The following is a 14,439-nucleotide window of genomic DNA, read 5'->3' as shown; positions in this document are numbered from 1 at the left end:
GGTCCGTCGGATCAGCCCGGGGCGTGTTGTACGTGCTCGCTCGCCGGAAGCAGGGTCACGGCTCGCAGCCGGCGGTGGCACTGAGGGCGGATCGCCGCGTGGCCCGGCCACGGCGGGCGTTCCCGGTTGGGCGGCCCGGCGGGCAAACGCAGGGAGCGTGGGGGCTGTGGCACGCTGAGGGCGGATTGCCGGGTGGCCCGAGCACGGCGGTCGCTCTCGGTCGTGCGGGCGGAGGAGGAAAGGGCGGGGGACGTGGGGGTCTTGGCGCATGGCGCGGACGCGGCGTCGCTGGTGGTGGTGTTCCGGGCCGCCGATCCGGTGTGTCACTCGGCGTTGGTCGACCGGTTTGCGGGGCGGGTCGAGGCTGGGCTTCGCGCGGACGAACCGATGCCGGCGGAGTTGGCCGACGCCGTGTTGGCCTCGGGTGAGGTCCGGCTGTGGGAGGCGCTGGCGGGGAACACGCACACCTCCCTCGCGGTGCGTCTGGCGCTCGCGCGGCTGGGCGAGCCGGAGGTGTCCGCCTTGCTGTACTCGCGGGCGGGCCGGGCCGGTGACGCCGAGGCCGACGCGGTGCGCGCGGCGGTGCTGGACGCAGCGGACGCGTCCGACAGGCGGTGGTACCGGCCGGCATGCCTGGTCGAGGAGTTGCTCTCCGACGGTCCGGACAATCGGCTTCCGGACGATTGGCCGATCGCCGCGCTGCGGGCGCCGTTCCCCGAGGTGCTCGCCCGCACGCTGCTCGCCCTCGGCCCCGATCTGCCGCCCGCGGTGCTGCTCGAGGGTTGCCGGCGGCTGCGCCGGGTCGGCGACGACGTGGTCGCGGAGTTCGCCGTCGCGGCTGCCGAGCGCGACGCTCTCGGGCATCCGAAGCTCGCGGGCCGGTGGGGCGACGCGGCGGAGGCCGCCGCGTCGCCGACCGCGCTCGACCGGCTGCTGCCGGGCGTACGGCGCGCGGCCGGCGAGTGGGAGAGGCGTCCGGCCGACGCCGCGCGCGTGCGCGTCGACCGTCTCGGCCACGGGTACGCCGGCCGCGCTGTCGCCGCCTTCGCCGAACTCCCGGAGGTCGACTGGGAGCTGGTCCGCGGTGAGCACGCCCGTCGGCCGTTCGTGGGGCCCGCGCTCTCGGCGTTGACCGTGCGCGCCGACTGCCCCGACGACCTGTACGCCGCGGCGGTGCGCGAGGACCCGTACACCGTCTTCGACGTGTCGCCCCGAGTGCCGCCGCTCGAGGTATTCACTGCGTCGGAGGTGGACCCGGTCGGCGGGGAGTGGGCCGACGGTCTGGCCAAGGGCCTGCGGGCCGGGGCCCTGGACCCCGTGCGGGTGCTGGCCGAAGCGGCTCCCGCACACGTGGTGTTCGAGTGCCTGCCCACCGACGTGCCCGCGGTACGCGCGGCGCTGGCCGGCCTCGCCGCGCGACTGGGCGCCTCCCCCGCCGCGTGGACGGCGCTGTGCCGGGGCCACGGGAACACCCGGGGCACGCCGGTCGACCTGGTCGCCTCGGTCCTCGCCTCGACCGGCGAGCCGGCTCCGCCGAGGGCGGCCGTCCCTGCCGCCACCGCGCCCGCCCCGGGCGACTTCGCGTTCCTCGTCCTGTTCGCGCACGCGGCACCCGACGTCCGGGACGCGCTCGTGGCGATCCTGGACCCGCGCGCCGCACAGCAGTTGCTCATGCCGAGCGCCGCCGACACCGGGCTGCGCCGGCGGATCCGGGACACGCACGGCAAGACGGCGGCCCTCGGCCAGGCCGCGCTCGTCGAGCAACCCGCCGACGCGGTCGCGGAACTCCTCGACCTGGACGACCCGGACGTCAACGCGGCCCTCTTCCGGTACGGGCCGATCACCGGCGCACAGCGGGCCCGCGTCCTCGCCGGCGTCGACCGCGCGGGCCGTGCGGGCGCGGTGCCGGTGGCCGAGGACGTGCTGGCCGACCTGCGGCGCTACGAAGTGGGGGGGCGCGACGAGCGGTTCCGGCTCGCGGCGTTGTCCGGCCAACCGCGCGTACTGCGCGAGACGATCAGGCAGGGCATCCCCCGCACCGAGGTCGGCAGGCTGCGGGCGTTGGTCGTACTGTGGGAACGCGCCGGGCGGGACGAGGTCGCGACGCTGATCGCGGAGACCGACCTCCGCACGCTCCGCGGCAGCTGGGGGACCCCCGTACCGGGTGGGGCGGACACCGTCGCGCGTCAGGCGCTCGCCGCGCCCGACGGGCCGGCACTCCTGCGGGCCTGGATCACCGGGCCGACCGCGCGCGACCGGATGATCGCCGCGCTGCGCAGCGAGGACGCTCCGGCGGAAGTGTTGGAGGAGTGGGACCCACTGCCGTGGGACGCGCTGATCGCGGCGGAGCACGAGCAGGCGTTCGATCCGCTGCCGACGCACGCGCTGATGGGCGCGCTGCGCCACCCCGACTGCCCACGCGAACTGAGCGTGGCGGGGCTGCGGCGCGGGACCCGCATCGAGGACGGCGGCGGCTGGCCGGAGGCGCATCTGCGGGACGGGCGGCTGACCGTGCGCGATGTCGTCGACGAATGCCGGTTCGTGCCGTACACGTTGCGATTGTTTGCCCGGTTCGAGGTCGACCACCCGGTGACGGCGGAACTCGGCGCCCTGCTGCGCGCGCGGCTCGGGAGGTCGGTCGACGCGTGGGCGGTCGCGGTGCACCTCGCCCCGGAGTTCCACGGCACACTCGGCGAACTCCTGGACGTGGCCGCCGCATCCGTCGCCGGCGGGTAGAAGCCGCTCACCCGTACGGGTGGCCTCGAAGCCGGTTTCCCTCCCGGTCGATGCCGCCGATCGAGTCGCCACCCGCGCCGCGTTGCGGACGCGTGCCCTCCCGTAACCGCACGAGTGGATCACGCGGACCCTCGGCGCCGACGCCGTCATCGTGCTCACCGGGCACTGAACGACCGAACGTCCCGAACCGGCGGCCCACGATGCGTCAGGGCCTGCGCGTCGTGGGCAGCTCGAACTCCGTGGCTCGGGGCGTCCGTTCACAGTTGCGGCACACAAAGCCTGCCGGTCGATCGGGAGAGTCCCGCGCATCGGCTGTCGGTGCGAATCACTCTCGGGTCGGTGATTCAGTCCGTCGAACGCGTTCGGTGTCGTCCGGCCGGCCGTGCACGGTGATGCCGGGGTCGCCGTCGAGGTATGCGCGCAGGCCGGCCTCCGGGTAGGGGATGAGGTCGTCAGGGAGGTCGTGGACGGCGAACCACGCCAGGCGCAGGCATTTGTCGGCTTCCCTGTTGACCGGTTCGTGTTCCCACGCGGTGGCTTCGAAGAAGAAGCCGATGCGGTCGGGGGCGCCGTCGCCCTGGTGGTGGTGGACGGTATGGGCGAGCCTGAGGTGGTCGGGGTCGACGATGACGCCGGTCTCCTCCCACGCCTCGCGGGCGCAGGCCGCGGTCGGCGTCTCGCCCGGGTCGAGCTTGCCGGAGTGGCGTTCCGTATACCTCGTCGTCGGCAGGAATCTGCTGCAGTTGTTCAGCACGAGTGAGCAGGGCGATCGGGTCGTACGTGACGGCATCGCGATTCCCGCGCAGAACATCGATCCCGGCTTCTACACCGTGCTCGTACGCCACGCCCGGAGCCCTTCACCGTGGCAGGACCCCAAGGTGACATCCGCCGGGTGGGTTCTGCACGTCCGGTCGGGAGAGCTGCTGCTGTGTGGCCTGGGCTACCTCACGAAGTGGACACCCGACCATCCCCGGCATCGTCGCATTGCCGTACCACCCGGCTGGTACGAAGCGGAAGTCCGCGGACACCTCTTGGACCCCGACGACGCCGCCTACGAGTTCGTCCTGAGCGGTCCGACCGGCGCCCGGCCCACATTCCACGCCCACCTCGACCACGGCCTCAACCTCATCGACAACGACTGAACACATCGGACTCATCGGTAGAGTCCGAGTGTGGCTGTGTTCCTCGTCTTCCTCCGCCGCTCCGGTCCTCAGTGGGATCCGTCCCGCCCCATGCAGGAGCAGTCCGACTGGCCCGCCCACGCATCCTTTATGGACGAGCTCGTGAAGTCGGGTGTCGTCGTGTTGGGCGGACCACTCGGCGACGAGCATCGCGTGGTGCTCGTCGTCGAGGCCGAATCGCAGGACACCGTGCGTGCCATGCTCGCGCGTGATCCGTGGAGCGAGACGCATCTTCGAGTGGACGGCGTCGAGCCGTGGACGATCCGCCTCGACGGTCGGCGCGCCCAGAGTCCGCCCGAGGCTCGGGGGGTGGTGTCGTCGGACTGCCACGGCATGCATGCCTCCGCCTCGTCACCACTGCCCCACCCGACCGGGTAGCAGCAGACCGCGACGCGCAGCGGAGCGGCAGCCGCGGTTCGTGGCCCGGCGGTGCCACCGTGTGCCAGTCTGCCCCCATCCAGAAACGACAGATGGCCGCAACGGCAGCGATACCGACCGTCCTGGTCGGCGGTGTCGGATGCAGCGGGGACGACTCGGATCCCTCGCCGAGCCAATCATCGGCGGGAGCCACCTCACCCGCGAAGACGCCGAGCGCTTCGAGCGGCAACAAGACCACGAAGTCGGACTCCTCGAAGTCCGCCGCGACGCCGGCCGGCCCGGACTACTGCGCCCCGCCGAGCGCGGCTTCGCTCATCCCGAACGGAGGGAGACCACACACACCCTGGTCGGTCTGCGACTGGGCCCGGGACGAACCGGCGCGGCGCCTGTGAGCTCGAGCGTCTCGGATCGGGCCGGCCGCCCCCTGCGTGACCGTGCGAACGCGTTGCCTTCACCGCGTGGGGCGACGCGGCGGATGGCGGTCACAGACCTGTGATCACGCAGTAGGGCATCTTGAAGTGGAGGCCCGGGCAGTGGTGAGCAGTTCGGGGACGGTTCCGGCGAAGCCGTCGAGCAAGGTGAGGGCGACGGTCCAGGCGTCGGCCGCGTCGGGTGCCGACATCGGCCCCGTAACCAGGTTGCGGATCGCCTCGGTGGCGGTCGCGTGCGCCTCGGGGACGGTCACCCGGCTACGATCCACGAGAGTGAGGACCGCCGCCGCCGGGTGGCCGATCTCGACCAGGTCGCGGCCGTCGATCAGGCGCAGGCCCAGCGCCGGCCAGACCCAGCGGGCGCCGGGCCGCGAGCGCGGCGACTCGTCGAGGTCGAGCGGGTGTTCCCGGAGCTTGGCCAGGCACCGTTCGCGGGTGGGCAGTTCGAGTTGCTCCACCGGCGGTTCGCGCCAGGACGGGGGCCGTTGCGGCACCCTCCGACGCTCGGCGACCGCCGCCAACTCCGGATGCAGTGGGACACGCCGCCCCTCCACGGCTTCGACGAACTCACCGTAGCCGAGGTGTTCGACGACCTCCAGAGCCGTCGACGGCGGAGCCAGCAGGAGCAGCAGAGCCCCGGGGTTGCCCTTCGGCCGTGCCTGCGTCCTCGTCCTCGGCACCAACTCCGGGACGTGGCCCGGCTGCCGGGCCAGATCGATCATTTCGGCGATCGTCCCGGCGAACCGGGGACCGATGCGCAGCAGCCGCAGCCACGCGTCGACGTCGTCGCCGAGCAGGCCCGCCGGGTCGAGGTCGAGCAGCGCGTACAGGAACGGGGAGGACGAACCTGCCCATGGCGCCCGGTCGATGGGGTGCGAGAGGCGCTCGATGAATCCGAGCATTCCCCAGGCCGGGGCGGCGTGCCGGACGACTTCCGCCGCCGTGGTGACGCCCGCGTACAGGGCGGCGACGATCCGCTGGTCCCATCGGGTCAAGCCGCGCAGCAGCTCGGGCGGTGCCTCCGGCGGACAGTCGGAATGACCGAGCAGCGCCAACCGGGCCCGATCCCCGAACGGCTTCTCCCGGTGCGCGCGCAGCAGCAGGTCCCAATCCAGGTCGGTCTCACCCCCCAGTACGTCCTGCGGGCAGTTGCGCTTGCTGCCCAGTCGCAGCCGGCGGACCTGACCATCGGGTCCGGAGTGGTCCAAGGCGCGCTGTTCGAGCAATGCCCGGCCGTCCGGTGCCTCCAGGTACGGTCGCAGCAGCCGCAGGTGGTTCGCCGTCACCCGCCGATCGGTCCGCTGCAACGCCGCGTACACGGCGTCGGCGCCCCGGACACGCCACAACCGCAGCGCGGCGGACACGAACAGGGGGTCGTCCAGCGGAGCCGGCTGCGGGGTCCGCGCCAGCGCCGCGGCCACCACGTCGAGGTCCTCGGCGCCGAGCAACGGCCGCATGCGTACGGTGTCCCGGCCCCGGAAGCGGTCGACGATGCGATCCGGGGAATGCGGGCTGCGCGCGAGCAGGATGCGGCAGACGTCGGCGTCGACCAGGTCGCGAAACAGCAACGCGTCGTCGACCTCGGGGATGCGCAGAGCGGCAAGTCGTCGCCGGCCGGCCGAGGTGAGTCGTTGGTTCGCTGCGAGGTCGGCGAGCCCGGCCCGGTCGCCCCGGCGCAGTTCGAGTTCAATCAGCGCAGCCAGCGACGAACCCGCCGAAGTGAGCGCCCGCCGGCGCGTCGTGTCGGGCAGCCGGGTCAGGACCGAGGCGTACGTGTCGGGCGGCAGGTGCCGCAGGAGCGCCCCCGCGCCGTCGTCCCGGTTCAGCCACCAGTACATCAGCGCGGGTGACCCGCCGCGGACGCGGCGGCCGCCCGGGCCGTCGTGAGGAGTTCGGTAACACTGCCGGGGAAGTCCGGCAGCAGCCACGCCGTGGCGGCCCACGCGTCGGCATCGTCCGCCAGATACCGCTCGACCAGCCCACGGAGCAGCAGACGTACCGGGGCGAAGCGGCCCGGTACGGCGTTGACGGTGGACAGGATCCGCCGCGCGCTGCGACCTTGGTCCAGGAATTCGGCCGGAGTGATCACGCCCTCGCGCAGGCAGTGGTCCCACGAGGCGCCGTCGACGATGCCGAGGCGCTCCCAGGTGTAGTTCGGCCGGTCGATTCGCAGCGCCGCCAGCCCGAGCGTGCGCGAGCGGTGGCCGAGTTTCGGGAAACAATCGTTGGGCCTGGCCTCGATCATGGCGAGGGCGACCGTTTCGGGGATCCGGGGGTGGTCGGCCAGGACGGCCAGGTTCGGCAGGTCGAGTTCGCCACGGATGAGCCGCTCCCGGATGGCCTCCCAGGGAACGGGCAGGCCGGATTCGACGTGCGCCCGGGTGGAGCCGAGGGTTCGCACGGAGGCTGTCGCGAGGAGGTGGCGGCAGCCGAAGGCTTCCAGGTCCCGCACGACACCGCCGGGGGAGGCCGGGTGGGCAGCGAGGGCCGCGCGCACCGTCTTCGCCGTCTCGTCACCGAGGACCTCGTCTCCGACCGCGAGTTCGGCCAGCAGGTCGAGTCGGTCCAGGAGCGCCAGGCGGCGGCATCCCGCGATGCGGAACGCGATGCCGAGCGGCTCCACCGGCGCGGTGAGCGCCCGGACGACCAGGTCGGCGTCCCGAACGCTCACCGCGTACCGGGCCGTGCTGCTGTGGAAGACGTACGGCAGCGTGGTCTTCCCGCCGGCGAGCAGGGTACGCAGGCTGTCGGTCACGCCGGGCAGGAGCGGGACGGGTGTGCCGCGTCCCTCGCCGTGCGGGGCTCCGGACAGCAGCGCGGTGTACACGTGGCCGGCGAGCACGCCCCTGCCCAGCATCGCCGCGTTGACCTGCGGATCGTCAAGTTCCCTGAGCCGGCGGCCGACTTCCGGGTGCACGTGGTGGCGGGTGAACTCGCAGAGCAGTTCGGTGGAGGTCGCGGCCAGGGTGCGGATGATCGCATCCACGATCGGGGGCGCGATCGGGACCTTCAACCCACACCGGGCCAGTTCGACCAGGGCGGTCGGGCCGAGGGCTGCGACGACCGGGTCGGCGGCCGTCGGGTCGAGTGCCGCGAGCAGGCCGACCAACGGCGACCGCAGCGGGGTGGGACCGAGCGGCACCGGTGGTGCCGTCGGGTTCCGGACGGCCGCCGCCAGCAGGTCGCAGATGCTCCCGGCAAAGGGTTGCCCGGCGAGCAGCAGGTCGGCCGCCGCCCGCCACAGTTCGGGGACTGTGCCGAGGTACGCGCGGATCCGGTCGGTCAGCAGGTCGTCGAGGGCGGCGAGGGCAGCGGGCCGGACCGCTGGTCCTTCCGGGTTGGTCTCGTCGCGCAGGTCGCCGATGAGGACGATGACATCGGCGGCGCGCGGCGCGGACTGCACCAGATCTTCGAGGCGGACGGTCCCGGCGCCCAGGGCGGTACGCGCGGTCCGGGTGTCGAGCAGCCTGGATCTGCCGTAGGCGATCAAGGCGAGCGCGGTGGTGCGTGGGCACCCGGGCTCGCCGACCAGGGCCCGGCAGGCGTGGTCGCCCAGCGGTTGCGCGCGGTGCAGGCGGGCCAGTTCCGCCCAGTGGTCCGGTGTCCAGTCCTCGAGCCGAACCATGCTCGGGATGCGCTCCGACTCCAGGAATCCGTCCGTTGCGGCCAACGCGGCGAACAGTGACTCCGGAGCGTTGTCCGGTCGGACCGCCGCGCCACGCAGGTATTCGCGGGCGTATGCGGCCAGTTCGGGATCGGGACAGTCGAGCATCGGTCCGAGCCAGGCGTGTCGAGCGGCCCCTTTGAGGAGCCGAGTGCGCAGCCCGGGGGACGGGCCGGCGGCGAGGATCCGGCGGCGCAACGACGCCGGGACGCCGTCGTGAGCGAAGACCGCCTCGCGCACCAGGGGATCGGGGTCGTCTCCGAGCAGGGCGAGGGTCCGCCCCGTGGTGTCGTCTCGCGCCGCCACGGCCATGCGCTCCGTCGCCGATCCGTACCGCACGAACCAGTCGGCGACGGTGTCCGGCAGGCCGATGAGCGCCGCGATCGACAGGTCCCGGCGCAAAGTGTCCGACCAGCGGCGCAGCGCCGCGTCGACGTGCTCCGGGGCAGCGCCCTCCAGCAGGGAGAACAGCGCGGCGGAGGTCGTGTCGATGGGCTGTCGCCTGAAGGCCGCCAAACTGAAAGCCACGAGACCGAAGGTACCGGCGCGGCGCGGTGCGGTGTGGCCTCGAGAGGGTCCGTCCCGGTGCGAGCCGGTCGAAGTACGCGGCGAACCGGTCACGGGTGTGCACACCGGACTCTTCCCGGGCAGCGACCGGGACCGGACGCCGAACTCCGCCCGGACCGCGTCGCCGACAGACGAGGCCCGGTGGACAACCGCCTTGCTGTGGCTTCCTGTCGGCGCGAAGACCGATCTCGGGCGGGTTGTCGCGCGGCTTGATGCGGAGTTCGAACGCCGAACGGTGCCGCGCCCCGGGTTTTTGACACCTGCCGGCCTGTGGGGCTCGTAAAGTCATCGCTGCAGGTGAGCAGCGGTGTACATGGTTGTCGGTGGTGGCTGAGACGCTGTCCCGATGGTCGGGTCGCTGTTGTACCGCGCTGCTCGCGCGATGCTGCCCCTACCGGCTGTCCTGCTGCGCCGAGACACCGTCAGGGACGCCGAGTTGTTGGTGCTGAGGCATGAGAACTCAGTCCTGCGCCGTCAGCTCAAGCGGTCCGCTACGAGTGGGCCGACCGGTTCTGGCTCTCCGCGCTGTCCTCGCTGATACCGCGCCGCCGCTGGGCCGACGTCTTCCCCGTCACACCCGGCACCCTGCTGACCTGGCACCGCAAGCTGATCGCCAAGAAATGGGACTACTCCGCCCGCCGCAGCCGCAAGGGCCGACCCCCGACTGCGGCCGCGCTCAGGAAGTTGGTGCTGCGCTTGGCCGGCGAAAATCCCCGGTGGGGACATCGTAGGATCCAGGGCGAGCTTGCCCGGCTGGGGCATCCGATCGCACCGTCCACGGTCTGGGGGATCCTGAACGCCGCGGGCATCGACCCGGCTCCACGCCGGTCCGGCCCCAGCCGGCGCGAGTTCCTGACCGCCCAAGCCCAAGGGATCATCGCAGCCGACTTCTTCCACGTGGACACCATGCTCGGAAAGCGCCTGTACGCCATGGCGTTCCTGGAACACGGCATCCGCAGCCTGCACATCACCGGCGTCACCGCCCACCCCACTCGGGCCTGGGCGACGCAACAGGCCCGCAATCTCGCCGACCAACTCGACACGCGCATGAAGTCCCTGCGCTTCGTGCTGCGCGACCACGACGCCAAGTACGACCCGTCCTTCGACGCCGTCTTCGAAGCCGAGGACATGGACGTGTTGCTCAGCGCGCCACGAGCGCCACGGATGAACGCGCACTGCGAGCGGGTGATCGGCACCATCCACCGCGAGGCCCTCGACCACGTCCTGCTCATGAACGAGGCCCACGCCCGGCAAGTCCTCGCCGACTTCGAACAGCACTACAACGCGCATCGACCTCACCAGGCCCGAGATCAGAGACCCCCTCACGCCTCCGGGCAGCCCGCCACCATCCACGACCTCGACAGCCACAGACTCCTGCGCACCCGCATCCTCGGTGGCGCCATCAACGAGTACCGGTACGCCGCTTGACCTGCGGCGATGACTTTCCGAGCCCCACACCCCTGGACCGACGCCGGCACCATCTTCATCTTCGACCTGGGCCCGGTCTGAGCCTGGCCCGGCAACCGGGGGACGCGGTGAGAGGAGCGCGCCGCCGGACCCGGTCCCGGTACTTACTTTGGTGGGCCCATACCGGCGCGCCGGTCCCGGATCAGCGTGCGGTCAGGCGGTTCTCGCCGGCAGGTCGGCACCCACCGCTCCGTGATCGAGTTCATTCGGGGCATTCGGACGCCGCCGAGTACGATCTCGATACCTGCGTCCTTGAGTATGTCGTCGAACATTTGCGGGAACTTCCCGTCCCGATTCCCTGGAAATCCTCGCGGCGTCGGGAGTGCAGTCGCGCACGGGGTGTCCGTTCGCCGGCATCCGAGTAAACGTGAACGTACACTTCCTGTATGAGTACAACGGCTACGACGCCTCAACGGCGGGGACGCGGTGGTAGGGAGCGCATCCTGGCCGCCGCCGCCCGACTGTTCGCGGCCCAGGGGATCAACGCGACCGGCATGGAACAGGTGGCGGAGAAGGCGCCGGTGTCGAAGCGGACGCTCTACGCGCACTTCAGGACCAAGAACGACCTGGTCATCGCGCACTTGCAGGGCCTCGTGTCGACGGGTGCCACCTTGGAGAGTGTGCTGGGCCGCGAGGATCTTTCCCCTCGGGAGCGGGTCCTGATGCTCTTTGACCAGCTCCCGACGGACGCGGGTCCGGTTCGTGGGTGTCCGTTCATCGATGCCGCTGTGGAGTTCCCGGACCCGGAGAGCGCGGTCCACTCCTACGCCCGCGACCAGAAACTGCGGATGGTGCGGCTGATCGCCGCCTTGGTGACGGAGCTGGGCTGCCGTGAACCCGACGCGCTCGCCGAGCAGTTGGCCACTCTCGCGGACGGGGCGGCCAGTCGCGCCATGGTGCTGGGCGAGGCGGACTATGGCCGGCATGCACGGGCAGCGGCACAGGTTCTCCTCGAACATGCTCTGCCGAACACCAGCGGACGAGAAAAGGGTCGGTGAACGGTCTGTTGACGATCATGAGGGGCCGGGGGCTACGGGTGTCCGGCCGAGCGCGCAAGTTGCGTTGGCGGAGCTGCGGCATCGGCACCGGCCCGACGGCGATCCGGCCGAGCACCTACTCCGTGGCGCACACGGGGAAGTAGTGCGCTTGCACAGCCTGCCGGGCTTGGAGCGCTGCTCCGAGGACGAGAGCGAGTACCTGGTCGTCCCGGAGCGCCATGACACCGTGCCGGACGAGCCCTTCGCGGGTGTGGACGTGTATGTGAATTCGTCCGCTGGGGACGACGGCACCCGAAGTTCCCGCTTATGCGCCTGACGTGGGCCGTCGGCGGACCCTGCTGGTGGAAACGAACCCGTTCCAGGGTTCCGCACCTACTGCCGGCTCTTCGCCGACAACCGTCCCTGGCAGCGTGGGTGCATCGACGGCCTACTGCGTGAGGTAGCCGATGACGAGGTGGTGGACGTCCTCGTTACCGACGCCCGGATGGAACGCATTCACGGTCCTTACGACGGCGGAGCCGACGTTCTCCTCGCCAGACCCACGGAACGGGACCGGCTTCGCGACCGGCACGCCGACTGGCTTTCCGCCACGCGGCCGGCCGTCCGAGCGTTCGCTGACTGCCGCGTCCCTCAATGCGGCAAGGTCGGTCGGCGAAGGCAGATGAACAGCGCGGCTGTGCCGACGAAGGCGAGCAAGTGCTCCGCTTGCGTTCGTGACGACGGTGGAACCGACGGCAGCAGTCGGCGAGCAAGGACGCTGTTCGCCGGAGACCCAGCGTGGCGGCCGAGCCGCTGTGAGGACTCCACGGCCATGCGGGCGACGCGGTGGCCGATGCCACGCCGACCGAGCCGGCGGCGGCGCAGACGGTCGAAGTCAGCCCTGTTGACGTGCAGGTTCGCCGGACGCCGCCTTCGCGGTCCGCGGCGGGACCGGATGAACCGGAGACCACGCACGAACGGCTCAAGGCCCTTGCTGTCGTACATGTCGGCAGCCGAGATATCCAGCGGCGGGGGAAGCCCGCTCCGATCCGTGATCGGGTGGATCTTCGGACCCGACTTGCCGCAGTCGGTCGGATTCGGTCGTGTCAACGGCGTCCCTGCAACTCGGACGCCGGCTGAGTCGATCGCGCACGGCGCGATGTCATCACCCGACAGTCTTCCGCGTCGCCCGTAGGGTCGAACACGGCGTTTCTGCGCGAGAAATGGGGCGGTAGGTCGGCCTGGACACGGTGCCGCCGTCACCACCTGCTCCACGTCATCGGGCCGAATCCGGCTGCGCGCGTGCGCCGGGCTTCTTCTGTGGCGGACATTCGGGTCCCGGCTCCTGCTCTTAAGTACACGCTTGCGTTCACTTCGAAGCCGATGGCGTGCTACCGTCCCGTTGTAAACGATTCCGTATACCTCGGTTGGTGTGTCGAGGTCACGGCTGCCGAACACCCAACACGGACCGCATTGAATGGAGAAGTCATGCCCGACGGCCTTCCGCCCGAGCAGACCCTTGTCAAGCCGCCGCCAGGACAAGACACGGCCGCCGCAGCGGCATCCGACGCCTCGGAGGCGAGCGTTCGTCGGCCGGGGCTGGTCCTGGCGCTGTTGGCGATGGCGACCTTTCTGGCCTCGCTCGACCTGCTGATCGTCAACGTAGCCCTCGACCCGATCGGGCGCGGGATCGGCACGCGCGACCTGTCGGATCTCAGCTGGATCCTGAACGGATACGCCATCGTCTTCGCTGCGTTGCTGGTCCCCGCAGGTCGGCTGGCGGACCGCTACGGGCGCAAGGGCGCCTTCATCCTCGGCCTCGGATTGTTCGCCGCGGCCAGCCTGGGCGCGGCGCTGTCGGGGAATCTATGGCTCCTGGTTGTGTTCCGCGTCGTCCAGGCCGCCGGGGCGGCGGTGCTCACCCCCGCCAGCCTTGGCTTGGTCCTCGCGACGGCCCCGCCTGCGAAGGTGCACAAGTACGTTCAGATCTGGGCGGCCAGCGGGTCGCTCGCAGCCGCGGCCGGCCCCGCGGCCGGGGGTCTGCTGGCGAACACGGCGTGGCAGTGGATCTTCCTCATCAACATCCCCCTCTGCCTGGCCGCCATCGCCATGACGATTCCACTGATCCCCAACGTCCGCCACGACCTTGCCACCCGCATTCCCGACCTCCTCGGCGGGTTGCTGATCACCATCGCCGTCGGAGCCCTCGCCGTCGGGCTGGTCAAGGCCCCGGACTGGGGTTGGGGTGCGGCGTCCACGCTCGGCAGTCTGATCCTGGCCGCGGTGTCGCTCATCGCCTTCGTCGTCCGCTCGTCCCGCGCGCACGTGCCGATCGTGGAACTCGGCATCTTCCGGAACGTGGTGTTCTCCTCGGCGAATGCGGCGGTCGTCCTGTTCTACGCCTCGTTCACACTCCAACTGCTGGGCGTCATCCAGTGGCTGGAACAGCAGGGCGACTGGTCCGTGGTCAAGACGGGGTTCGCGGTGGCACCGGGACCGGGCATGGTGTTCGTCGCCTCCCTGCTGGCCGCGCGACTCGCCCACCGACTGCCCGTCGGCCACATCGCGGCAGTCGGCGCCCTGCTCTCGGGTGCCGGCATCGCCCTGATCACCGTCTCCACCGGCGGGCACACCATCCACTACGCCTCCACCATCCTCCCCGGCTGGCTCATCGGGGGCTTCGGAATGGGTCTGGCGCTGCCCACCATGTTCTCCTCCGCGACACGCGACCTCCCCCCACACCAAGCAGCCACCGGCAGCGCCGTGGTCAACATGGGCAGCCAGATCGGCTCCGTCCTCGGCGTGAGCCTGCTCGTCATCTTCCTCGCTCTGCCCGACTCCGACCCACACCACGGCTACGCCATCTCCTGGTGGACCGCCACCGCGCTCGCCCTCGCCAGCGCAATCGCCGCACTCGGCCTCAACGCCCGCCGGCACGCCCGCCCGGCCGGCCCCTGAGCGTCCCGGCGCACTCGCCGCCGCCCACCAGATACGCGGCGAGGGCGCCGGACCTCGGACAACCCACCAAAGAACACCAG

The 14,439-nt window shown here is 71.4% G+C and carries 9 protein-coding genes and 1 pseudogene; 7 read left to right on the top strand and 3 right to left on the bottom strand.

Annotation, left to right across the window (positions count from 1 at the left end; genetic code table 11):
- Positions 1-252 precede the first annotated feature (252 nt).
- On the top strand, positions 253-2,736 hold the full coding sequence (locus OG948_RS00980; protein WP_406292957.1) for a hypothetical protein: 2,484 nt from the start codon (positions 253-255) through the stop codon (positions 2,734-2,736).
- 325 nt (positions 2,737-3,061) lie between these two features.
- On the opposite strand, the gene OG948_RS00975 is transcribed toward OG948_RS00980, so the two are convergent.
- Positions 3,062-3,490, bottom strand: a complete 429-nt coding sequence (locus OG948_RS00975; protein WP_406292955.1) for an NUDIX domain-containing protein — start codon at positions 3,488-3,490, stop codon at positions 3,062-3,064.
- On the opposite strand from OG948_RS00975, the gene OG948_RS00970 reads away from it, so the two are divergent.
- A complete protein-coding gene (locus OG948_RS00970) occupies positions 3,480-3,878 on the top strand; it encodes a hypothetical protein (protein ID WP_406292953.1) in 399 nt (132 codons plus the stop codon). The two genes, OG948_RS00975 and OG948_RS00970, sit on opposite strands and share 11 nt — an antisense overlap.
- A 90-nt stretch (positions 3,879-3,968) precedes the next feature.
- Entirely contained in the window at positions 3,969-4,295 is a 327-nt protein-coding gene (locus OG948_RS00965) for a YciI family protein (protein ID WP_406300160.1), read from the top strand.
- A 496-nt stretch (positions 4,296-4,791) separates the two neighbouring features.
- On the opposite strand, the gene OG948_RS00960 is transcribed toward OG948_RS00965, so the two are convergent.
- Together OG948_RS00960 and OG948_RS00955 are read right to left on the bottom strand one after the other, a co-directional pair.
- Complete coding sequence (locus tag OG948_RS00960; RefSeq protein ID WP_406292951.1) at positions 4,792-6,564, bottom strand: hypothetical protein; 1,773 nt, start codon at positions 6,562-6,564, stop codon at positions 4,792-4,794.
- Positions 6,564-8,918 (bottom strand): hypothetical protein, encoded by a 2,355-nt coding sequence (locus OG948_RS00955; RefSeq protein ID WP_406292949.1) that lies wholly within the window; start codon positions 8,916-8,918, stop codon positions 6,564-6,566. The genes OG948_RS00960 and OG948_RS00955 overlap by 1 nt, the downstream gene beginning before the upstream one ends.
- A gap of 385 nt (positions 8,919-9,303) precedes the next feature.
- On the opposite strand from OG948_RS00955, the pseudogene OG948_RS00950 reads away from it, so the two are divergent.
- From OG948_RS00950 to OG948_RS00935, 4 genes and pseudogenes are all read left to right on the top strand, one after another.
- Positions 9,304-10,385 (top strand): annotated as a pseudogene (locus tag OG948_RS00950) (integrase core domain-containing protein).
- A gap of 425 nt (positions 10,386-10,810) precedes the next feature.
- Complete coding sequence (locus OG948_RS00945) at positions 10,811-11,422, top strand: TetR/AcrR family transcriptional regulator (RefSeq protein ID WP_406292948.1); 612 nt, start codon at positions 10,811-10,813, stop codon at positions 11,420-11,422.
- A gap of 148 nt (positions 11,423-11,570) precedes the next feature.
- Positions 11,571-11,738 carry a hypothetical protein gene (locus OG948_RS00940; protein ID WP_406292946.1) on the top strand — a complete coding sequence of 56 codons (168 nt, stop codon included), beginning with the start codon at positions 11,571-11,573 and terminating at the stop codon, positions 11,736-11,738.
- Between the two features lie 1,151 nt (positions 11,739-12,889).
- Positions 12,890-14,359, top strand: coding sequence for an MFS transporter (locus OG948_RS00935; RefSeq protein WP_406292945.1), 1,470 nt, complete (start codon positions 12,890-12,892; stop codon positions 14,357-14,359).
- Positions 14,360-14,439 lie beyond the last annotated feature (80 nt).

Origin of the sequence: Embleya sp. NBC_00888 (assembly GCF_045207655.1) — a bacterium.
Lineage (GTDB): Bacteria > Actinomycetota > Actinomycetes > Streptomycetales > Streptomycetaceae > Embleya.
This window is presented reverse-complemented; position numbering and strand designations above follow the sequence as displayed.